At 64.1% G+C, this 21663-nt stretch carries 22 protein-coding genes; 11 read left to right on the top strand and 11 right to left on the bottom strand.

Annotated elements, in window-relative coordinates; translation table 11 throughout:
* Positions 1-109: 109 nt before the first annotated feature.
* Entirely contained in the window at positions 110-331 is a 222-nt protein-coding gene (locus ABIB91_RS14355) for a hypothetical protein (protein ID WP_007594788.1), read from the top strand.
* On the opposite strand, the gene ABIB91_RS14350 is transcribed toward ABIB91_RS14355, so the two are convergent.
* Together ABIB91_RS14350 and ABIB91_RS14345 are read right to left on the bottom strand one after the other, a co-directional pair.
* A complete protein-coding gene (locus ABIB91_RS14350; RefSeq protein WP_354161970.1) occupies positions 328-1818 on the bottom strand; it encodes an HWE histidine kinase domain-containing protein in 1491 nt (496 codons plus the stop codon). The genes ABIB91_RS14355 and ABIB91_RS14350 overlap by 4 nt on opposite strands.
* A 13-nt stretch (positions 1819-1831) precedes the next feature.
* Complete coding sequence (locus tag ABIB91_RS14345) at positions 1832-8119, bottom strand: HAMP domain-containing protein (protein WP_007594784.1); 6288 nt, start codon at positions 8117-8119, stop codon at positions 1832-1834.
* A 275-nt stretch (positions 8120-8394) separates the two neighbouring features.
* On the opposite strand from ABIB91_RS14345, the gene ABIB91_RS14340 reads away from it, so the two are divergent.
* Positions 8395-8691 carry a hypothetical protein gene (locus ABIB91_RS14340; protein ID WP_354161967.1) on the top strand — a complete coding sequence of 99 codons (297 nt, stop codon included), beginning with the start codon at positions 8395-8397 and terminating at the stop codon, positions 8689-8691.
* Positions 8692-8696: 5 nt separating this feature from the next.
* Here ABIB91_RS14340 and ABIB91_RS14335 read toward each other — a convergent pair whose 3' ends face one another.
* A complete protein-coding gene (locus tag ABIB91_RS14335) occupies positions 8697-9209 on the bottom strand; it encodes a DUF4142 domain-containing protein (RefSeq protein WP_354161964.1) in 513 nt (170 codons plus the stop codon).
* Positions 9210-9304: 95 nt separating this feature from the next.
* Between ABIB91_RS14335 and ABIB91_RS14330 the strand changes: the two genes are divergently transcribed.
* Positions 9305-9499 carry a hypothetical protein gene (locus tag ABIB91_RS14330; protein WP_354161961.1) on the top strand — a complete coding sequence of 65 codons (195 nt, stop codon included), beginning with the start codon at positions 9305-9307 and terminating at the stop codon, positions 9497-9499.
* A gap of 314 nt (positions 9500-9813) precedes the next feature.
* On the top strand, positions 9814-10020 hold the full coding sequence (locus tag ABIB91_RS14325; protein WP_007594775.1) for a hypothetical protein: 207 nt from the start codon (positions 9814-9816) through the stop codon (positions 10018-10020).
* A 137-nt stretch (positions 10021-10157) separates the two neighbouring features.
* Here ABIB91_RS14325 and ABIB91_RS14320 read toward each other — a convergent pair whose 3' ends face one another.
* The gene (locus tag ABIB91_RS14320; RefSeq protein WP_007594773.1) at positions 10158-10406 is read right to left on the bottom strand and encodes a hypothetical protein; all 249 of its coding nucleotides are present in this window, start codon (positions 10404-10406) and stop codon (positions 10158-10160) included.
* A gap of 176 nt (positions 10407-10582) precedes the next feature.
* Between ABIB91_RS14320 and ABIB91_RS14315 the strand changes: the two genes are divergently transcribed.
* Positions 10583-10750 (top strand): hypothetical protein, encoded by a 168-nt coding sequence (locus ABIB91_RS14315; protein WP_007594771.1) that lies wholly within the window; start codon positions 10583-10585, stop codon positions 10748-10750.
* Here the strand turns inward: ABIB91_RS14315 and ABIB91_RS14310 are convergent.
* From ABIB91_RS14310 to ABIB91_RS14280, 7 genes are all read right to left on the bottom strand, one after another.
* A complete protein-coding gene (locus ABIB91_RS14310) occupies positions 10747-11235 on the bottom strand; it encodes a hypothetical protein (protein WP_354161956.1) in 489 nt (162 codons plus the stop codon). The two genes, ABIB91_RS14315 and ABIB91_RS14310, sit on opposite strands and share 4 nt — an antisense overlap.
* A complete protein-coding gene (locus ABIB91_RS14305; protein WP_027568683.1) occupies positions 11235-11582 on the bottom strand; it encodes a DUF3147 family protein in 348 nt (115 codons plus the stop codon). The genes ABIB91_RS14310 and ABIB91_RS14305 overlap by 1 nt, the downstream gene beginning before the upstream one ends.
* Positions 11579-12163, bottom strand: a complete 585-nt coding sequence (locus ABIB91_RS14300; RefSeq protein ID WP_354161953.1) for a phosphatase PAP2 family protein — start codon at positions 12161-12163, stop codon at positions 11579-11581. The genes ABIB91_RS14305 and ABIB91_RS14300 overlap by 4 nt, the downstream gene beginning before the upstream one ends.
* 109 nt (positions 12164-12272) lie before the next feature.
* Positions 12273-13163, bottom strand: a complete 891-nt coding sequence (locus ABIB91_RS14295) for an SDR family oxidoreductase (RefSeq protein ID WP_354162139.1) — start codon at positions 13161-13163, stop codon at positions 12273-12275.
* A 447-nt stretch (positions 13164-13610) separates the two neighbouring features.
* Entirely contained in the window at positions 13611-14162 is a 552-nt protein-coding gene (locus ABIB91_RS14290) for a DUF4142 domain-containing protein (protein WP_354161950.1), read from the bottom strand.
* Between the two features lie 87 nt (positions 14163-14249).
* A complete protein-coding gene (locus ABIB91_RS14285) occupies positions 14250-14477 on the bottom strand; it encodes a hypothetical protein (RefSeq protein ID WP_018456212.1) in 228 nt (75 codons plus the stop codon).
* An 8-nt stretch (positions 14478-14485) separates the two neighbouring features.
* Complete coding sequence (locus tag ABIB91_RS14280; protein WP_354161947.1) at positions 14486-16273, bottom strand: thiamine pyrophosphate-requiring protein; 1788 nt, start codon at positions 16271-16273, stop codon at positions 14486-14488.
* 155 nt (positions 16274-16428) lie between these two features.
* On the opposite strand from ABIB91_RS14280, the gene ABIB91_RS14275 reads away from it, so the two are divergent.
* The 6 genes from ABIB91_RS14275 (at position 16429) to ABIB91_RS14250 (ending at position 21589) form a co-directional block, all read left to right on the top strand.
* A complete protein-coding gene (locus ABIB91_RS14275; RefSeq protein ID WP_007594753.1) occupies positions 16429-16803 on the top strand; it encodes a PRC-barrel domain-containing protein in 375 nt (124 codons plus the stop codon).
* Positions 16804-16827: 24 nt separating this feature from the next.
* Positions 16828-16986: a hypothetical protein gene (locus ABIB91_RS14270; protein WP_007594751.1), complete on the top strand. Its 159-nt coding sequence runs from the start codon at positions 16828-16830 to the stop codon at positions 16984-16986.
* A gap of 198 nt (positions 16987-17184) precedes the next feature.
* Positions 17185-18339, top strand: coding sequence for an HlyD family secretion protein (locus tag ABIB91_RS14265; protein WP_007594750.1), 1155 nt, complete (start codon positions 17185-17187; stop codon positions 18337-18339).
* Complete coding sequence (locus ABIB91_RS14260) at positions 18336-19955, top strand: DHA2 family efflux MFS transporter permease subunit (protein ID WP_354161942.1); 1620 nt, start codon at positions 18336-18338, stop codon at positions 19953-19955. The genes ABIB91_RS14265 and ABIB91_RS14260 overlap by 4 nt, the downstream gene beginning before the upstream one ends.
* A 105-nt stretch (positions 19956-20060) precedes the next feature.
* Positions 20061-21062 (top strand): NAD(P)H-dependent flavin oxidoreductase, encoded by a 1002-nt coding sequence (locus ABIB91_RS14255; protein ID WP_027568692.1) that lies wholly within the window; start codon positions 20061-20063, stop codon positions 21060-21062.
* 134 nt (positions 21063-21196) lie between these two features.
* A complete protein-coding gene (locus ABIB91_RS14250) occupies positions 21197-21589 on the top strand; it encodes a hypothetical protein (RefSeq protein ID WP_246648483.1) in 393 nt (130 codons plus the stop codon).
* The last annotated feature ends 74 nt before the right edge of the window (positions 21590-21663 follow it).

The raw sequence follows: 21663 nt of genomic DNA, 5'->3' as shown, positions 1-21663 counted from the left end.
CCTGCGACACGCGCCGGTTCCACCCGCATGAAGGAATCGTTATCGCCCGCTTCATCCGACGTTCATGCCGGGTGGGCGAGAATGACCCTGCAACACGGGAACATTCGATATGGGTAAGGTGGTCTTTCTCTATCGCTCTCTGGCTTATCGCAACGCCGCTGCGGACATCCTCCGCAAAGCGCGCAAACTGCCCCGCGGCGCGGAGCGAAGCGCGGCGCGCCGCTATGCCAAGGCGCTGCGCGATCTCGCCCAAACGGAAGCCTGGCTCGAAGGGCGGGTCGCGCGCGAACCGCAAACGACGCAGCGCAGGAAGAGTGCGGCCTCCGGTTAACCGGACGCGCGCTGCAATTCGGCGGAGCTCGCGGCTTCGAAGTTTCCGGGCGCAGTCGTCGCGGCAGTCTTGCGGACCAACGGCACCTCGAGCCGGCACAACAGACCCTCGGCGCGCCAATCGAATCGCGCCTGCCCGCCGAGCTGGGACTCGACGCTCGCAAGCAGGCTCCGCGTACCAAAGCCGCGGGATTTCGGCGTCATGACAAGCGGGCCGCCGGATTCCTCCCACGTCAGCGTGAGCAGCTCGTCCTCGACCTGCCAGTCGATCGCGAGCCGTCCCGTCCGCGTCGAGAGCGCGCCATACTTCGCCGAGTTGGTGAAAAGCTCGTGCAGCGCCAGCGCCAGCGTCTGGGCGGTCGCCGGCAGCAACTGAACTTCGGACCCCGCCAATTTGATCTGGCCGCCGAGGGAATAGGGCGCAAGCTCCTCGTCGATCAGCTTCGAGAGTTCTGCGCCCTGCCAGCTCGACAGCGACAGGATCGTATGCACGCGCGCCAGTGCATTGATGCGTCCCTCGACGGCGCTGACATAGGCTTTGACCTCGTCGGCGCGGGTGAGGCGCACAATCGATTGCGCCAGCGCCAGCGCATTCTTGGCGCGATGATCGACTTCCCGCGCCAGGAGAGTCTGCCGTTCCTCGGCGCGCTTGCGTTCGGTGATGTCCACCGTCACGCCGCTGACGCGCATGACCCGACCGCTATCGTCAACCGTGGCGGCGGCCGTGCCGACACACCAGCGCACATCGCCGTCGGGCCGCACGATGCGGAACTCCGTTTCATAGGAGCGTGTGCCCTTGTTGAATTCGGCGATCGCCTTGCGCAACTGATCGACGTCATCCGGATGCAACAGCGCCTGAACGTTGGCCGGATTCACCGCGAAGCTCTCCGGGCCAACACCAAAGATGCGGTACTGTCCCTCGTCCCACATCCAGTCGCCGGTGATCCAGTCCCAGTCCCAGGAACCCATCTTGCCGGCGGCGATCGCCATACTGCGCCGCTCTTCGCTCTCGCGCAGCTTTGCAGTGGAATTCTCCAGCTCGGCGGTGCGTGCGCGCACGCGGTCCTCGAGATCCTGGTTCAGTCGTTCGAGTTCGCGCGTCTTGCGATAGAGCTCCGCAAACACCTTGACCTTGGCGCGCAGCACCTCCGGCACGACGGGGACCGGGACGTAGTCGACGGCGCCCATCTCGTAGCCGCGCAGGCGGTCGATGTCGCTGACTTGAATGGCCGAGATGAAGATCATCGCGGTCTTCTGGAAGCGCGGGTGCTCACGGATCATCGCGGCGAGCTCGAAGCCGTCGAGCTCGGGCATGCAGACGTCGACCAGGATCACCGCGATCTCGGTCTTGAGCAGCACCTCGAGAGCCTCGCGACCGGACGAGGCGATCACGAGGTTCTGGCCGAGATCCTTCAGGATCACCTCATAGGCGAGCAGCTTGGCCGGCTGGTCGTCGACGAGGAGGATGTTGACCTTTTCGTGGTCCATACGGGCATCCAACTCAGCGGTGCAGCCACATGCGGATTGCAAGCAGCAATTGATCGGTGTTGACGGGTTTGGCGAGGTAGTCGGACGCGCCGGCCTCGAGGCACTTCTCGCGGTCGCCCTTCATGGCCTTGGCCGTCAACGCGATGATCGGAAGACGGGCGAAGGTCGGATTTTCACGAATGACGCCGATGGTCTGATAGCCATCCATCTGCGGCATCATGATGTCCATCAGCACGATGGCGATCTCCGGGTTGGATTCGACCAAGGTCACCGCCTCGTTGCCGGTCGTGGCCGTCAGCACCTTCATGCCGCGCCGCTCCAGCACGCTCGACAGCGCGAAGATGTTGCGGGCGTCGTCGTCGACGAGCAGGGCTGTCTTGCCGATCAGGTCTTCGTCGGAACTGTTCAGCTTCTCGAGCATGCGCTGCTTCTCGACCGGCAACTCCGTGATCACGCGATGCAGGAACAGCGCGGTCTCGTCAAGCAGGCGCTCCGGCGATTCCACGCCCTTGACCACGATGCTTCGCGCCATGGTGTGGAGCTCCGCATCTTCCTCGGCCGACAGCTCGCGGCCGGTGAAGACGACGACCGGAACGTTCGAGAGCGCCTCGTCGTTGCGGATCTGGTCCAGCACCTCGAAGCCGGTCATGTCGGGCAGGCGCAGGTCGAGCACGACGCAATCACAGGGGGTCTCACGCAGCATCGAGAGCGCGTCGGCACCGGTGCCGGTCGTCACGATCTCGATGTCGTCGTGATGCAGGAGCTCGCGGATCGAGAGCTGCTCGGCCTCGTTGTCCTCGACGATCAGCAGCCGCTTGCGCCGCGGCCGCGCATATTCCTTGATCTGGGTCAGCGCGGCCGAGACGCCCTCGGTCGTCGTCGGTTTGTTGACGAAGGAGAAGGCGCCGCGCGCCAGCGCATGCTGGCGGTCCTCGTCGAGCGTGATGATCTGCACGGGGATGTGGCGGGTCAGCGGATTGTGCTTGAGCTGGCTCAACACGGTCCAGCCGAGCATATCCGGCAGGAATACGTCGAGCGACACGGCCCTCGGCTGGTACTGCTTTGCTAGCTCCAGCGCCTCCGCGCCGCGTGCGGCGACCAGCACCTTGAATCCCTTGTCGCGCGCGAGGTCGACCAGCACGCGTGCGTAGTGCGGGTCGTCCTCGACGATCAGGAGGATACTGTCGCCGGGTTCGAGGTTGAGCCGGTCGTCGGGAAGCTGCTCGATGACGCGCTGCGGTTCGGCTGTAGCGGGCTGCAGCGCCGGCGGCTGGCTTTGTTGGGGCGTCGCGCGGGGCGCGAGCGTCGGGCCGGAATATTTCAGCGGCAGGTAAAGCGTGAAGCACGAGCCTTTGCCCGGCAAGCTGCGCAGGTGGATCTCGCCGCCGAGCAGGCTTGCGAGCTCGCGGCTGATCGCAAGGCCGAGGCCGGTGCCGCCATATTTGCGGCTGGTGCCGGCATCCGCTTGCTGGAACGCCTCGAAGATCAGCTTCTGCTTCTCCAGGGGAATGCCGATGCCGGTATCGGACACTTCGAATGCGATCACGGCCGGCGCCGAGTTCAGTACGGGATGATCCGTGCCCCAGCCGCCGACCGCGGCGGCGACCTTCAGGCGCACTTCGCCCTCGGCGGTGAACTTGAAGGCGTTGGAGAGCAGGTTCTTCAAAACCTGCTGCAGGCGCTTGGAATCGGTGACGAGGCTGCGTGCGAGATTCGGATCGACGTCGATCTTGAACGACAAATTGCGGTTCTCCGCCTCGTGACGGAACGGCCGCCCGACCGTCTCGAGCAGGTTCGCGGTCAGGATTTCCTCGGCGTCGACCGTCACCGTACCGGACTCGATCTTGGAGAGATCGAGAATGTCGCTGATGAGATTGAGTAGGTCGGTGCCGGCGCCGTGGATGGTGCGGGCGAATTCGACCTGCTTGCCGGTAAGATTGCCGTCCGGATTGTCGGTGAGCTGCTGGCCGAGGATCAGGATCGAGTTCAGCGGCGTGCGCAGCTCGTGGCTCATATTGGCCAGGAATTCGGACTTATACTTCGAGGTCAGCGCGAGCTCGGTCGCCTTTTCCTCCAGTGCGCGGCGGGCCTGCTCGATCTCCTGGTTCTTGCGCTCGACTTCGACGTTGCGCTCGGCGAGCTGCTGCGCCTTCTGTTCGAGCTGGTCATTGGTCTGCTGCAATTCGCGCTGCTGGGTCTGGAGTTCGCCGGCGAGCTGCTGCGACTGCTTGAGCAGGCCTTCGGTCTGCATTGTCGCTTCGATCGAGTTGAGCACGATGCCGATCGAGTCCGTGAGCTGCTCCAGGAAGGTCATCTGCGAGGTCGTGAAGGAGGTGAGCGAGGCGAGCTCGATGACCGCCTTGACCTGGCCTTCGAACAGCACCGGCAGCACCACGAGGTTCTTCGGCGCGACGCGAAGCAGCGCCGAATTGATCGGCACCACGTCGGGCGGAATGTCCGCAATTACGCGCGGGCGCCGGTCGAGCGCGCATTGGCCGATCAGGCCGTCGCCGAATGGCAGCACGCGCGGATACGGATAGACGCCGTCGCCGGCATAGGAGGCAAGCAGCAGGAGCCGCGGATTGTCTTCGTTCTCGACCTGATAGATCACGCCGGTATGCGCGTTCACCAGCGGCGACAATTCGGTCAGCAGCAGGCGACCGACAGTGGTGAGGTCGCGCTGGCCCTGAAGCATGTTGGTGAATTTCGCCAGATTGGTCTTCAGCCAATCCTGCTCGGTGTTCACGTCCGTCGTGAGACGGAGGTTGGTGATCATCGTGTTGATGTTGTCTTTCAGCTCCGCGACCTCGCCGCGGGCGTCGACCTGGATCGACCGCGTCAGGTCGCCCTTGGTCACGGCGGTCGCCACTTCCGCGATCGCGCGCACCTGCGAGGTGAGGTTGGCCGCCAGCAAATTGACGTTGCCGGTGAGGTCCTTCCAGGTGCCGGCGGCGCCGGGCACGTCGGCCTGACCGCCCAGCCGGCCCTCGACACCGACCTCGCGCGCCACCGACGTCACCTGGTCGGCGAAGGTCGCGAGCGTCTCGGTCATGTTGTTGATGGTGTCGGCGAGTGCGGCGACCTCGCCCTTCGATTTCACGGTGAGGTTCTGCTTGAGGTCGCCGTTGGCGACCGCGGTCACCACCTTGACGATGCCGCGGACCTGCTCGGTCAGGTTCGCCGCCATGAAGTTGACGGTGTCGGTGAGATCCTTCCAGGTGCCGGCGACGCCGGGCACCTGGGCCTGGCCGCCGAGTTCGCCTTCGGTGCCGACCTCGCGTGCAACGCGCGTGACTTCGCCGGCGAACGCATTGAGCTGGTCCACCATGGTGTTGATGGTGTTTTTGAGCTCGAGGATTTCGCCCTTCACGTCGACGGTGATCTTGCGCGACAGGTCGCCGCGCGCCACCGCGGTGGTGACTTCGGCGATGTTGCGGACCTGGGTGGTGAGGTTCGCGGCCAGCAGGTTGACGTTGTCGGTGAGGTCCTTCCAGGTGCCGCCGACGCCGGGCACGACGGCCTGGCCGCCGAGCCGCCCCTCGGTGCCGACCTCACGTGCGACGCGCGTCACTTCCGCGGCGAAGGAGCGAAGCTGCTCGACCATGGTGTTCAAGGTGTCCTTGAGCAGCAGAATTTCGCCGCGCACGTCCACCGTGATCTTCTTCGACAGGTCGCCGCCGGCGATCGCGGTCGCGACCTCGGCGATGTTGCGGACCTGCGCCGTCAGGTTCGAGGCCATGAAGTTGACGTTGTCGGTGAGATCCTTCCAGGTGCCGGCAACGCCGGGGACTTCGGCCTGGCCGCCGAGCTTGCCTTCGGTGCCGACCTCGCGCGCGACGCGCGTCACTTCACCGGCGAAGCCGTTGAGCTGGTCCACCATGGTGTTGATGGTGTTCTTCAGCTCCAAAATCTCACCACGGACGTCGACGGTGATCTTGCGCGAGAGGTCGCCGCGCGCCACGGCAGTGGTGACTTCGGCGATGTTGCGGACCTGGGCAGTGAGGTTGCCCGCCATCGAGTTGACGCTGTCGGTGAGGTCTTTCCAGGTGCCGGCGACGCCGGGCACGTTGGCCTGACCGCCGAGCCGGCCTTCGGTGCCGACCTCGCGCGCGACGCGCGTCACTTCACCGGCGAAGCGGTTGAGCTGGTCGACCATCGTGTTCAGCGTGTCCTTGAGCTGAAGGATCTCGCCGCGCACGTCCACGGTGATCTTGCGCGACAAGTCGCCGCCGGCGATCGCAGTCGCGACTTCGGCGATGTTGCGGACCTGGGCGGTGAGGTTGCCCGCCATCGAGTTGACGCTGTCGGTGAGGTCCTTCCAGGTGCCGGCGACGCCGGGCACTTCGGCCTGACCGCCGAGCTTGCCTTCGGTGCCGACCTCGCGCGCGACGCGCGTGACTTCGCCGGCGAAGGCGTTGAGCTGGTCCACCATGGTGTTGAGCGTTTCCTTCAGCTGAAGGATTTCGCCTGACACGTTGACGGTGATCTTCTTCGACAAATCACCCTTGGCCACCGCAGTCGCGACCTCGGCGATGTTGCGGACCTGGCCGGTCAGGTTCGAGGCCATCGAGTTGACGCTGTCGGTGAGATCCTTCCAGGTGCCGGCGACGCCGCGCACCTGGGCCTGGCCGCCGAGTTTGCCTTCAGTGCCGACCTCGCGGGCGACGCGCGTGACTTCGCCGGCAAAGGCGTTGAGCTGGTCCACCATGGTGTTGATGGTGTCTTTCAGCTCCAGGATTTCGCCGCGGACATCGACCGTGATCTTTTTCGACAGATCGCCGCCCGCGACCGCGGTCGTCACCTCGGCGATGTTACGGACCTGCGCGGTGAGGTTCGAGGCCATCGAGTTGACGCTCTCGGTCAAGTCCTTCCACGTGCCCGCGACGCCTAGCACGTTGGCCTGGCCGCCGAGCCGCCCCTCGGTGCCGACCTCGCGCGCGACGCGCGTGACTTCGCCGGCGAAGGCGTTGAGCTGGTCGACCATGGTGTTGAGCGTTTCCTTCAATTGAAGGATTTCGCCCGAGACGTTCACCGTGATCTTCTTCGACAGGTCGCCGCTCGCGATGGCGGTGGCAACATCGGCGATGTTGCGGACCTGCGCGGTGAGGTTCGACGCCATGAAATTGACGTTGTCGGTGAGGTCCTTCCAGGTACCGGCGACGCCCGGCACCTGGGCCTGGCCGCCGAGCTTGCCTTCGGTGCCGACCTCGCGCGCCACGCGCGTCACTTCCGAGGCGAACGAGTTGAGCTGGTCCACCATGGTGTTGATGGTGTCCTTCAGCTCCAGGATCTCGCCGCGCACGTCGACCGTGATCTTGCGCGACAGGTCGCCGCGCGCCACGGCGGTGGTGACGTTGGCGATGTTGCGCACCTGTGCGGTGAGGTTGCCGCACATCGCGTTGACGCTATCGGTGAGATCCTTCCAGGTGCCGGCGACGCCTGGCACGATGGCCTGGCCGCCAAGCTTGCCGTCGGTGCCGACCTCGCGCGCCACGCGCGTCACTTCCGAGGCAAAGGAACGGAGCTGGTCCACCATCGTGTTGATGGCTTCCTTGAGCTGAAGGATCTCGCCGCGGACGTCGACCGTGATCTTTTTCGAGAGGTCGCCGTTCGCAACCGCGATCGTCACCTCGGCGATGTTGCGAACCTGGTTCGTCAGGTTGTTCGCCATCGAGTTGACGCTCTCGGTCAGATCCTTCCAGACGCCGGTCACCTCAGGTACCTGGGCCTGGCCGCCGAGCTTGCCCTCGGTGCCGACCTCGCGCGCCACGCGCGTCACCTCGGAGGTGAACACGCCGAGCTGCTTGATCATGGTGTTGACGATGGTCGCCGACTGCAGGAATTCGCCGCGCAGGGGACGCCCATCGACGTCGAGCTTGACGGTCTGGAGCAGGTCGCCCTGCGCCACGGCCGCGACCGCGCGCGTCACCTCGCGCGTCGGCCACAGCAAATCGTCGATCAGCGTGTTGACGGAGCCTTCCATGTCGGCCCAGGAGCCGGAGGCCAGCCCAAACTTTACGCGCTGCCGCGTCTTGCCCTCGCGGCCCACGACCTGGCCGACCAGCTCGAGCTGCTGCGCCATGCGCTGATTGGCGGCGATGATGTCGTTGAAAGTGTCCGCGAGCTTGCCGTCGATGCCGAGATAGTCGCCGCTCATGCGCACGGAGAAATCGCCGTTGCGCATGGCCTGCAGGGCGAGCAGCAATTCTGCCCGGGAATCGGGCTCCGACATGCCATTGGTTTTTGGCTTTGGAACGCGACGACCGGAACGTGATGCAGATCCGGGATCGAGGTCGCTCATACTGATTCCCCCGCAGGCGTCGGCCGATTCCCTGGCGAGACGCGGTTCATCAAAATAGAGCGTCAGCCAAATTCGAAATCAAGCGCCAACGTGACGGCGCCAGGAAGTGGAACCTGCTTTGCTCAGCCCGATTAACCTAAGTGCGATCCCTCGGAATGGTTCCGGCAGATAACCAAGTCGCTGAAAACAAACGGCCGGCCCGGAAATACTGGAACCGGCTTTCCGGAACGGAGCGCCGGGCGTGCCGTTAGCCCGCAGATGGAGGGAGAGCGCACATGAAAGCAGGATTTGCCGTCATCGGGACCGTGATGTTGTTGGCCGGATCGGCGTTCGCGCAGGGCGGGGCCCCCAGCGGCCGTGGGGCCGTCACCGGCGATCCCGCCGCAAGCTCCGCCACGCCACGCGCGGACACACCAACTACGGGTACGTCGACCCGGCCTAACCCCAGCGGTAGCGGCACGTCGAGTTCGGGCGGCAAGGATGACAATGGGGATGCCGGCCGCGACAGGATGCCGGAGAGCAACCGCACCGTGCGGCCGGAGAGCCAGCAAAGTCATCCCAGCGACAAGTGAACGGTCTACTTGTCTGCCATGGTGCGCTCGGCGTCCTTGACCTGCGAGCGCAACATCGGGAGCTGCTCGCGCGCGAACGCTGCAAGCGCGGCATTGTCGGGTGCCTTGAGATAGCGTTCGAGCAAGTCGATGACAGATTCATACTCGGGAATCTGCGCGGCATAGAAGCTTCTGACGAAAGTGGGTCCGTCCGAGGTTTCGGGCTCGACCAGGCTCGCGCTCGCCGGGGTCGTCTTGGTGACGCGCGGTTCGGTGCCGATCGCCTCCTGAATTGGCTTCAGGGTCTTATCGCGCCGGGCCGCTTCTTCGGCACGCAGGGCGGCGAGGTTCTTGACCTCGGCATTGCCCTTGAGGTCGGTGCTCTCCAGCAGACCCTGCTGGAAGCGGCTGAAGCTGTAGAGATCGCTGATGGTCTCGGTTGCGGTCGGCGTGCGGCCGCCCGGCCTTCGCTCCCCAGTGCTGTCGGCAAGCGCTGCCGTGCTGACGAATGCCAAAACGATCGCGAGAAGAATCCGCATGGATATCCAAGGCGGACGGCGGTCGAAAGTTCCGCAGATGTTACGATCCGGTAAGGGCGGTTGCGACGCGACGGTTCCGTCCCCAATTCATACTGATGAAACAGTCCGAGATCTTCAGGAATAACGCCGACAACTGCCTCCAGCTCGCCGAGAGGGCCGAAGGGCAGCCGGCACACAATCGTTTTCTGCGCATGGCGAATGCGTGGACGGCACTTGCCGACGAGCAGGATTGGCTCGACGGCGAGGTGCCGCCCGTTCCAGCCCGCATCCGTCAAAAGCAGGATGCGTAACGCTCTCGTTTCGTGGATCTGCGTGTGAGACTGCTCACGGACAGCAAGCAGGATCATTCGTAACAGTCGATCGCGTTGATTTCCTATTCCAGGAGGTTTTTGCAATGGCTCCACGTCTGGCTCTTCTTTCGCTCATCCTCGCCTTTGGCGTGTCGGTCGCGTTCGCCACCGTGACGACAGTGCGGCAGGTGCATCACGAAAATGCATCGGCCCCGGTGCACTCAGCGCACAGTTAGCAGTCCGATCTCGCGGGCCGGAACCTTCGACGCTCCGGCGCGTAAGCGCTTCGAGACAGCAAAGAGGCGAGAGCTATCATGGCCCATTCCGACCAAGGCATCATCAGAGATCAGCGCGGTGAACAGCAGCCGCGGGACAAGCAGCGCGCGCAGACCGTGCACAAGTCGGAGCCAAAGGGCTCGCCCTCTCGTGAGGCTACGCGCGATCCCAAACTGAACGACAACAGCAAGACGCCCGGCTCCGGCATGGCGCCGGATGATTCCGGCGACGCCCCGAGCGGCTAATTCCATCAGGAACGAATTCGCACGCAAAGAGTCGAGGGATTGCTTCCGGCTGTCATGCCCCCGGTGATCCGGAAGCAATCTCCAAGGACGGCCCTGGCACCCCGTGCCGGGGCCGTTTGCTTGAGCATCAGGCTGGACTAATCCTCGGCGTCGCGCTGCGGATGCGGTTGCGTATGGCCGTCCGGGCCGCGCCCGAAAACCCCGAACCTGCTCGATTTGACATTAGGCCCTGCATCGACAGCGGCGGTGGCCAGGCCGAGCTTGAGGAGCTCGCGCACAGCCGCGGCTCGCGTCGGCATGCGATGTTTGAACCGGAAGTCGTCGACCGCGGCCAGTTCTTCCGGTGACAGCATGACCTGGAGCCGCTCGGCGCGAAGGTCGTTCATGATCAATCATCCAAAATGAGCAAGTTGAGTAGTTTACTCAACGAACTCATTCCACCGCGGTTCCATAAGATGCGGCTATGGCGCCAAGTGAGTAAAATAATATAGCAAAATCAACAAGTTGGATGGTGCAAAGGTCGTTGGGCGGGTGTATGCTTCCGGCAAATGGGAGAGACCTCATGACGAGCGAAGTCACATTGCCCCGCAAACATGTCGACGAGAGCGCGGCACCCAAGCCGGTGCGCCCCAGCCACCAGAAGGTCATCGAGCAGGTCGAGCGCTGGGCCAACAGTCCGGGCCTTCAACCGCCGAGATTGCAGCCGTCAACGCATGCCAAAGCGGGCTAGCGCTTCGCAAGGGGAGAGCCCTTTGACGATAGCGAATGGGCTGATCGGTGCGATTTGCGGGAGACGATGCGAAGCTTGCGCCTGAGCCACCAGGCCAAGACCGAAACGATGGTCCAGACTGTCAACGCGGCAGCGAAAGCGCCCGGAACGCTCGCGGCCACGGTGAAATGAAAGACGGCAGCGAATGCCAGGAGACCGATGCTTCCCCAGGCGGCACCAGCCGCGTCGAGCGCGGCGGCCTCTTGCCCGCGGCGCGTGCCGCTGAGGCCAGCCTTCTCCTTAGTGCGGCGTTCATGGCTTTCGACCAGCGTGGCGCTCGCGCAAAAGATGGCGGGAAGCGCAAGGAAAAGTCCGCCGACGGACACACCGAAGCGCGCTCCCAGAACCCCCGTGAGCACGGTCGCCAGGCCACCGAGCAGGAAACGAATGCCGTATTCGTACCAGCGTGTCTGCTTCAGCGCGGAGAGCGACAGCTTGACCGGCATCAGGCCGCACCTCCGAACCCGGCGAGCAGGCCGAAGGCGACTGCAAGCCACACGATGACAGCGAGGACGGTCGCGGGCAGCGCGGACACACGGTATCTGATCAGCAGATGGCAGACGACGACGCTGTAGCAGCCGAGCGCGACCGCGCCATAGATCATCGTCCAGCTTTCGGCCGCAGCATATTGCGGGCCGTGCTGGACGACGGCGATGCCGAGCGTCGCCAGTGCGACCGACGGTGCCGCGCCGAGCAACCCCGCAAAGCTTTTGGGTTTGAGCATATCGCCCAAGATCGCAAAAGCGGAGACGATGATGCCACCGGCGATGAAGCGCACGATATATTCGGTCACGGCTTTTCCCGCCGATTGACTTGCTTGCGGAACGATTGCGTCAGTGTCCATGGCCGCAAGAGTCTCTCTACGGCCGCGCCAAGCGCAAAGCCTGCGACCACGTCGCTTGCCCAGTGCGCGAGCACCGCGATCCGTGTCAGTGACAGCGCGATCGCAACCGTGCGCAGCAATCGGCGCGGCGTCTTCGGTAGCAAGCCCGCCGCCGAGGCAAGAGCGCCCATATGGACCGCGTGACCGGACGGGAAGGCGTCGCGCGCTCGTCCTGAGACGGGTACTCCATGCCCGTGCCCGCGTATGGTCAGCCGGTCTGGCCTGGTCTGATCGAACACGGATTTCAGGACATGCGGCAGGGCGGCCGTCGCGAGCGACACGGCCAGGACGTGGTTTGCCACGGGCCGCTGTTGCGGCTGCCGAATATGAGTATAGAGCCACCCTATTGCGGCCAGCGCGAGCAGCACGTGCTCGTCAGCGGCCCAGGTCAATGTCTGCGCCGTGTGCTCGACGCCTGAATTGGTGTGATCAGCGATCGTATCCGCGATCGCGGTGTCGATCCGGCTGGGTTTGACCTCTACCAATGCCATCGGTCTGCAAGCGTGATGTCCTTTGTGACAGTTTTGTAAAGCCCGAAGACAAAGAAGGTTCCTGGGCCCTACCTTGCGGCATCAGCCTGGGGCCGGACCAAAGCGCCGTTTACGGCTGTCCCGATCCACCAGCGGACCCATACACCTGGCCGGTCGCATAGCTCGCGTCGGCTGCGGCAAGCTGCACGTAAATGGAGGCCAGTTCGGCGGGCTGGCCGGGACGGCCGAGCGGCGTCATGCCGCCGAATTTTTCGAGCTTCTCCATCGTGGCGCCGCCGGAGACCTGGAGTGGCGTCCAGATCGGTCCCGGGGCGACGCCATTGACGCGAATGCCCTTCGGACCCAACTGCTTTGCCAGCGACTTGACGTAGTTCATCGTCGCCGCCTTGGTCTGCGCGTAGTCATAGAGATCGGGCGAGGGATCGTAAGCCTGCTCCGATGCCGTGCCAATGATGCACGAGCCGGGCTTCAAATGCGGCAGCGCCGCCTTGATGATCCAGAACGGCGCGTAGATGTTGGTCTTCATGGTCGCGTCGAAGTCTTCCGAGGAGACGTCGAGAATGGACGCACGTGTCTGCTGCCGCGCCGCGTTGCAGACGACGATGTCGAGTCCGCCGAGACCTTGGACGGCCTGCTCGACCAGCTTCTTGCAGAAAGCCTCATCCTTGAGGTCGCCGGGAATCGCGAGCCCGATACGCCCTTCCTTCTTGATCAGCGCGATGACGTCCTGCGCATCCGGCTCTTCGGCCGGTAGATAGTTGATGGCGACGTCGGCGCCTTCGCGTGCGTAGGCTATCGCAGCGGCGCGGCCCATACCGGAATCGCCGCCGGTGATCAGCGCTTTGCGGCCGGCGAGCCGGCCGGAGCCCTTGTAGCTGGTCTCGCCGTGATCCGGGGGCGGCTCCATCTTGCCGGCGAGGCCAGGCCAGGGCTGCGATTGCTTCTTGAACGGCGGCTTTGGAAAGCGGGTGACGGGATCGACCAGGTTCTGCTCGGCCATTTTCTGCTCGGCCATGGACGTGTCTCCTTTCGCTGTGATTGTGTTGCAAAAGTCGAAAGTTGCAGGGCTCAAGATTTTTCGCGAAACCACTACGCAGCGAGCGACCGCTGATTCGTATGACCTCAATCGCGTTACCGAAGTCGCCTGTGAATTTTGCGTGAGGCCGTGAGGTCCCCCGCATCTTGTACGCGAAAGTCGCGCCCACGGCCCGCGGAATTTTGGTCATCGGCGAAAAACGACTTTTGCAACAATATCGCTGTGGAAGAGGCCAGCGAAGCGGCAGCAAGCGTTGCGCTCGCCGCTTGGACGACGTGCCGGCGGGATACTGAAGCCTTGTCGTGATGTGTCATGACGATCTCCGCGATCTCGCGATCTCAACGCGCGGAGAGAGGCATCGTTGCAAAACGAGAGGACGCCGACCCGCAAGCCGGCGTCCTCGGAAGATGTTTACTTGGTCTGGCCGACGCTTGGCGCCTTGCCGAGCTCCTTGGCCATGTCGAGATGGTGCTTGAGCGCCGGCAGCGTCTTGCCGGCCCAATCCTTCAGGTCGGAATTGTCGCCGCCCTTGGCGTAACGCTCGAACAGCGAGACCGCGTCCTCGTGGGCGCTGACCTGGTACGAATTGTAATCCGAGCTGAAGTCCCTGCCATTCGCGCTCTTGAGCTTGTCGAGCTTGCTCTGATGCGAGCTGTCGAGCGCTGTCGGAAGGGTCGCCTGCACCTTGCCGCCGGTGACGAGGCCCTTCAGTTCGCTGCTGGTCTTGGTGTGGTCGGTCACCATCTGTTGCGCAAATGTCTTTTCCTGCGCGTTGCCTTTCTGCTCGGCAAGTTTGCTCGATTCGATCTCGAACATGTCGCTGATGGCGACTTCCTTGACGAAGTCGGTGGTGGCGGGCGCGACGCCGAGCGCCGAGTTGACGCCGGTTTTCTCGCCGAGCGACTGGGCGAGCGCGGGGCCTGCGAGCAGCACGCAAGCAGCTGCGATAATCATTCGTTTCATGGTCCGATCCCTCCGAATGGGCGCGCAGCCTCTCGCCGCGCGGCGTTGCGCCCACCAACACGCTGCAGCGGCCGGAGTTCCTAACGGCTAATCCGTCGGTCTCCGCCCGCTCCGTGGGTTGATGGGATCCGTCGGCTTGCGCCGAAGCCGTTCGGGCAGGAACGGCTCGCTCGGCGTGGCAGTGGCCTCGGCACGCACGTCTGCATGGCGTTGTGCCCGTTCATGCGGCGTCCGGTTGTCGTTGATCTGCCGCTTCACGTCGAGGCCATCCACGGGATCGTTGACGCCGTGCTGGATATCGCGGAAATCGCTCATGCTTCACCTCATTCACTTCCAGGCAGGATCTTTTCCAACACCTGCCGCGCCGCGCCCTTGATCACTCCGCTCTCGTTGGGATCGCCCTTCATCAGCGCAAGAGAGAAGTTCTTGGCCTGCTGCAAGGTGATGTGCGGCGGCAGCGGCGGCACTTCGGGATCGGTCTTCACCTCCAGCACCACCGGCATCTGGCTCGCGAGCGCCTGGTCCCAAGCCGAGCCCAGTAGCTGCGGGCTGTCTACGTAGATGCCGGAGAGGCCGATCAGCTCGGCAAAGCGCGAATAGGACACGTTCGGGATGCGCTGCGATGCCTCGAATTTCGGATCGCCGTTGATGACGCGCTGCTCCCAGGTCACCTGGTTGAGGTCTTCGTTGTTGAAGACGCAGACGATGAAGCGCGGATCCTTCCACTCGCGCCAATACTTCGCGGCGGTGATCAGTTCGGCCATGTTGTTCATTTGCATCGCGCCGTCGCCGACAAGGGCAATCACCGGGCGGTCGGAATGCGCGTATTTCGCGGCGAGCGCATAGGGCACCGCGGCACCCATCGAGGCGAGGCCGCCTGAGAGCGAGGTCGTCATGCCGCGGCGCATCTTCAGGTCGCGCGCGAACCAGTTGGCGCAGGAGCCGGAATCGCTGGTGACGATGGCGCGGTCGGGCAGGCGCGGAGACAGCTCCCAGGCGACGAGTTGCGGATTGACCGGTGCCGCGGGCTGATGTGCCCGATCATCGAGCGTCTTCCACCATTTCGCGACGTCGTCCTGGATGCCTTGGCGCCAGGCGCCGTCGGTCTTGGGTGCGAGCCGCGGCAGCAGGGCGCGCAGCGTCTCGGCGGCATCGCCGACCAGGCCAACCTCCATGGGAAAACGGATCGCCATCATGCTGGCGTCGATGTCGATCTGCACGCCGCGCGCCGCGCCTTCCTTCGGCAGGAACTCGGAATACGGAAACCCCGAGCCGACCATCAGCAGCGTGTCGCATTCCATCATCATGTTGTAGCTGGGTTCGGTGCCGAGCAGGCCGATCGAGCCGGTGACCCAGGGGAGATCGTCGGGGAGCGCCGCCTTGCCGAGCAGCGCTTTGGCGCAGCCGGCGGACAAGCGGTCGGCGACGGCGATCACCTCCTCGGTGGCGTTGAGTGCGCCGGCACCGATGAGCATCGCGACCTTCTTGCCGGCGTTAAGCACCTCGGCGGCGCGGTCGAGGTCAGCGTCACGAGGCTTGATGCCTGGCGCGCTGTAGCCGACGCCAGAGTGCAGGGTGCCGTGAGCGCGCGGCGGATCCTCGTACGGCTCCTCCTGGATATCGTTGGGCAGGATGATCACCGTGGGCGTCCGCCGGGCCAGCGCGGTGCGGATCGACCGGTCGATCAGATGCCGGATTTGCGCCGGCGAGGAGGCCTGCATGACGTAGGCGCCAGCCACATCCTTGAACATCGAGACCAGATCAAGTTCCTGCTGATAGTGTCCGCCCAGTGCATTGCGTGCCTGCTGACCGACGATCGCGAGCACGGGCTGGTGATCCAGCAGGGCATCGTAGAGCCCGGTGATCAGATGCGAGGCGCCGGGGCCCGAAGTGGCGATACACACCCCCAGTTGGCCAGAGAACTTCGCATAGGCGCTCGCCATGAAAGCGGCCATCTCCTCATGCCGCGCCTGGACAAAGCCGATCTTGCCCTCAGCACGCTGAAGCGCACCGAATACGCCGTTGATGCCATCGCCGGGATAGCCAAAGAGGTGGCGCACGCCCCATTGATGCAGACGTTGAACGATGAAGTCGGAGACGGTCTGGGACATCGAGGGCGCCCCTCGTTTTCCGGTATTTGGTTTCCGGGATTTGAAGCTGAGAGAACCGCCCGTTTCCGGCGATGTTCCTCAAGTCTGACGGAACATGCCGGAACGATCGCGCACCTCTTTGGGTTGTCTCCAGACTGGCTGAGTGGAGAATTGAGATGTTGAATCAGGGTGAACTGGACCAAAACGAGATGGGTCGGTTGATCGGCAGCGACAAGGTCGAGGGAACATCGGTCTACGGCGCCGATCGCAACAAAATCGGCTCGATCGAACGCGTGATGATCGACAAGATCAGCGGCAAGGTGTCCTACGCCGTGCTCGGCTTCGGCGGATTTCTGGGCCTCGGCAACGACCATTATCCGCTGCCCTGGCAGTCGCTGAAATACGACACGGAGCTCGGCGGTTACGTCACGGGCATCACCACCAAGGAACTGGAAGGCGCGCCGAAATATGGCGAGCGGAGTGATTGGAACTGGGGGGATGACGCCGCGGTTCGCGGGATCAACTCCTATTATGGCGTCCCCTTCGCGTAAGCGTTTCCACCGAAAGGAAGCTCGATGAGCAAGGAACGGCCTAACGACGATCCCCGGCAGCAGAGCGACTGGGGTTCGCACAAGCAGACGGACAAGCCCTGGAAGGGCACTCCGGAAAAGGAGCAGGGATCGGACGAGGTGAAGCCCGATCTCGAGAAATGGCACGCGACGAAGACGCACTGAGACACGGTGCCGTTCCCATGAGTCATCGAGGCGAGCGCGGCATCCAGTGTGCCGCGCTCGCTTTTGGGCAGGGCGTTCACGAACGCGATGGTGCTCGCAACAAGGGGAACCATGATCAGGAGTTGCAGTTGGGCTCGCGTCGCGTGAGCCGGCTTTGGCGGCTCTGCCGCCAGTTTAATCCCGAGAAAGGTGTTCACCGTGGATGCTCAGACACGGGAGCGTGGACCGTCCGCGGAGCAGCCGCAGAGGGCGAAGGAAGCTCCGAAGACATCTCCTGATCAGGCCCACGACGCCAAGGATTCGAAGCCGGCGAAGGCGCCGTCGCTGCAAGATCGGCTTCGCGAGCATTGGCTGGTGGCAAGCGTTGGCGCCATCGTCTTGCTCGCAGCTCTGATCGGCGGATTGCTCTATTGGCTCCAGATAAGCCACTATGAATCCACCGACGATGCCTTCGTCGCCGCGCGCAGCTTTTCCGTGGCCTCCAAGGTCGGCGGCTACGTGACCGACATCCCGGTGACGGACAACCAGCATGTCAACGCCGGGGACCTTCTCGCCAAGATCGACGAGCGCGACTATCGGATCGCCATCGATCAGGCTAATGCGCAAGTCGCGGTCGCCAAGGCGAACATCGCCAATGTCCAGGCGCAGATCGTTTCGCAGCAGGAGCAGATCAAGCAGGCGGAGGCGCAGCTCGAACAGGCCCAGGCCCAGCTTCAGTTCTCGCAGGAAGAATTCGCGCGCGCCCAGGATCTGGTCGAGAAGGGCGCCGGCACCGTGCAGCGCCAGCAGCAGACCCGCTCCGATCTTCAGGCGCAGCAGGCCAACACCGAGCGCGCGAAGACCGCGGTGACGGCCGCGCAAGTCGGCATCAAGACGCTGCAAGCGCAGCTTGAGGGCGCCCGGGCGCAGCTCGAGCAGTCGCAGGCGCAGGTCGATCAGGCCAAGCTGAACCTGCAATATACCAGCGTCGTTGCGGCGCAGTCCGGCCGCGTCGTCAAGCTCAGCGGCGCCAAGGGCACTTTCGTCACAGCGGGACAGAGCCTGATGATGTTCGTGCCTGACGAGGTCTGGATCGTCGCCAACTACAAGGAGACGCAGCTCAACGACATGCGGCCGGGCCAGCCGGTCGAGATCCGCATCGACGCCTATCCCGGGCGCAAGCTGACCGGCCATGTCGAGTCGGTGCAGCCGGGCTCCGGCACTGCGTTCAGCCTGTTGCCCGCGGAGAACGCCACCGGAAATTACGTCAAGGTGGTGCAGCGCGTGCCTGTGAAGATCGTTGTCGACAGCTGGCCGGCCGATTTGCCCGTCGGTCCCGGCATGTCGGTCGTGCCCTGGACCAGGGTGCGATGACCGACACGGCGCAAGGCGGCGCGTCCGCGGGCGGCTGGTCGCCGGAGCGCTCGGCGGCCGGCGGTCATAATCCTTATCTCATTGCGTTCGTCGTCTCGATCGCGACCTTCATGGAGGTGCTCGACACCACCATTGCCAATGTCGCCTTGCGCCACATCGCCGGTGGGCTTGCCGTCGGCATCGACGAGAGCACCTACGTCATCACCAGCTATCTCGTCGCCAACGCCATCGTGCTGTCGATCTCGGGCTGGCTGTCGACCGTGATCGGCCGCAAGCGCTTCTACATGATCTGCGTTGCGGTTTTCACAATCTCCTCGCTCTTGTGCGGCTTTGCCTGGAATTTGCAGGCGCTGGTGCTGTTTCGAATCCTTCAGGGCCTTGGCGGCGGCGGCATGGCGACCAGCGAGCAGGCGATCCTCGCCGACTCCTTCCCGCCGCACAAGCGCGGCCAGGCGTTCGCAATCTATGGCGTCGCAGTCGTGGTCGCGCCCGTGGTCGGTCCGACGCTCGGCGGCTGGATCACCGACACCTACACCTGGCACTGGGTGTTCCTGATCAACGTCCCCATGGGATTGCTGTCGCTGTTCCTGGTCGGCACGCTGGTCAAGGAGCCCTCGGGGGCGGAGGAGGAGAGGGAGAAGCTGCTGAGCAAGGGCCTGCGCGTCGACTATGTCGGCTTCGTGCTGGTCGCGATCGGGCTCGGCTCGCTCGAATACGTGCTCGACGAAGGCCAGCGCAACGACTGGTTCGGCTCGAACATGATCGTCTTCTTCGCGGTGCTTTCGGCCATGTCACTGCTTGCGCTGATCCCGTGGGAGCTGACGCGCGAGGATCCCATCGTCGATCTCCGCCTGCTCGGCCGCCGCCAGTTCGCCGCCTGCTTCCTGGTCATGCTTGCGACCGGCGCGGTGCTGATCTCGACGACGCAGCTTTTGCCGCAACTCCTCCAGAGCGATTTGAACTACACCGCCATGCTGGCGGGTCTTGCGTTGTCACCGGGCGGAATCGCGACCCTGGTGCTGATGCCGGTGGTGGGCCGTCTCGTCAGCAGCGTGCAGCCGAAATACCTCATCATGCTCGGCGCCACCATCGTCGCGTTCTCGATGTGGCATCTCACGGGCCTCACCGGCGACATCACCTACGGCTATGCCGCGATGTCGCGCATCTTCCTGGCGCTCGGTCTGCCTTTCCTGTTCCTGCCGGTCACGACCGCGTCCTATGACGGCGTGCCGCCGGACAAGACCAACCAGGCCTCGGCGCTGATCAACGTCGCCCGCAATATCGGCGGCTCCATGGGCGTTGCGCTGGCGCAGACAATCCTGGCGCAGCGCCAGCAATTCCATCAGAGCCGTCTGATCGAGCACGCCGCGCCGTCGGACCTCGGCTACCAGCAAGCTATCGAGACGATGACCCGCTTCTTCCAGGCTCAGGGCTCGAATGCGAGCGATGCGGCTGCGCAGGCGGTCGCCTGGGTCGGCCGCACCTTGCAGCAGCAGGTCGATTTGCTCGCTTATATCGACGTGTTCTGGACGCTCGCGGTCATCGCGGTGCTGATGATCCCGACCGCCGCGGTGCTGCGCCCGATCAAGCTGGGCGCCCCCGCGCGGGGGCATTGAGGCAACAGCCGCTCGGCTCGAAATGGAGAGAGAAAGGGTGACCGCGGCGCAAATGTCCGGCTAGACTGGTCCGAACGTCAAGCAAATGCCCGGGAGGTAATTTAAGTGAAGACCGCGATCACCGAACTGTTCGGCATCGAGCACCCCATCATCCAGGGCGGCATGCATTTCGTCGGCTTTGCCGAGCTGGCGGCTGCCGTCTCCAATGCCGGCGGGCTCGGCATCATCACCGGTCTCACGCAGAAGACGCCGGAGCTGCTTGCAAAGGAGATCGCACGCTGCCGCGATATGACCGACAAGCCGTTCGGCGTGAACCTCACTTTCCTGCCGACCTTCGCCGCGCCGCCTTATCCGGAATACATCGCGGCCATCGTCGAAGGCGGCATCAAGTCCGTGGAGACCGCCGGCCGCAGCCCGGAAGCCTACATGCCCGCGCTGAAGGCCGCCGGGATCAAGGTCATCCACAAATGCACGTCGGTGCGCCACTCGCTGAAGGCCGAGCGCATCGGATGCGACGCCGTCAGCGTCGACGGCTTTGAGTGCGGCGGCCATCCCGGCGAGGACGACATTCCCAACATGATCCTGTTGCCGCGCGCGGCGGAGGAATTGAAGATTCCGTTCGTCGCGTCCGGCGGCATGGCCGACGGCCGCAGCCTCGTCGCGGCGCTGTCGCTGGGGGCGGCCGGCATGAACATGGGCACGCGCTTCATCGCCACCAAGGAAGCGCCGGTGCATCAGAACGTCAAGAACGCGCTGGTCGCCGCGACCGAACTCGACACCCGCCTGATCATGCGGAGCCTGCGCAACACCGAGCGCGTGCTGAAGAACGCCAATGTCGACCGCCTGCTCGAGATCGAACGCGAGAAGGGCGACAAGCTGAAGATCGACGACATCCACGACCAGGTCGCGGGCGTTTATCCCAGGATCATGCTGGACGGGCAGATGGACGCGGGCGCGTGGAGCTGCGGCATGGTCGCAGGCCTCATCCACGACATCCCCACTTGCAAGGAACTCGTCGACAGGATCATGGCTGAGGCGGAAACCATCATCCGTACCCGTCTAATGGGGTTTCTTGAAGAGACGGGTGCACCGCGAAAGGTCGCCTGACACCGCCAAACTTCTTAACCACGGCGGCAGTTGACCGCTGGAATTGCGCGCGATGCCTCCTAAATAGAGGTAAATTACCTCTTAACAATCGATTTCAGGAGGCGTCCGTGATTATGAAGAGCGCTCCTTTTGCAATGGCCGTTGTCCTCGTGCTCGCATGGGCCGGCGTCGCGCGCGCTGACGACTACAAGCCCGACGAATATCTCGGCCTCGATCTTTCGAAGGCGGTGTTGTCGCCGAAGCGGCTGGGGCCCGAAACCCAGTTCGCGCCGGTCGCGCTGGAGGCGCGCGGCGGCAACGAGGCGCAGGCGCGCGCCGAGCCGGTCGACGTGCCGAAGAGGGTCGCCGCCGAACGCGTGCGCGTGTCGGAGCCGAAGGTTGCGCACGCCAAGCCCGCGCACCCGCGCGGCGCGGCGCGCACCAAGCTCGCGCATCGTCACGGCAATCCGCTCGACGCGCAGGCGATGGACACCCGCATCCAGACCTGGCCGTGCCGCAGCGGCGGCATCTGCAACTGGAAGCATTAGGTCAGTTCCGAGCGTCATCCGCACGTCGTAAAACCGTAGGCCCGCGGTCAAGAAACCGTAAGCCGGGGGTCAAA

Origin of the sequence: Bradyrhizobium sp. JR4.3, assembly GCF_040547695.1 — a bacterium.
In the GTDB taxonomy this organism is placed as follows: Bacteria; Pseudomonadota; Alphaproteobacteria; order Rhizobiales; family Xanthobacteraceae; genus Bradyrhizobium; species Bradyrhizobium canariense.
This window is presented reverse-complemented; position numbering and strand designations above follow the sequence as displayed.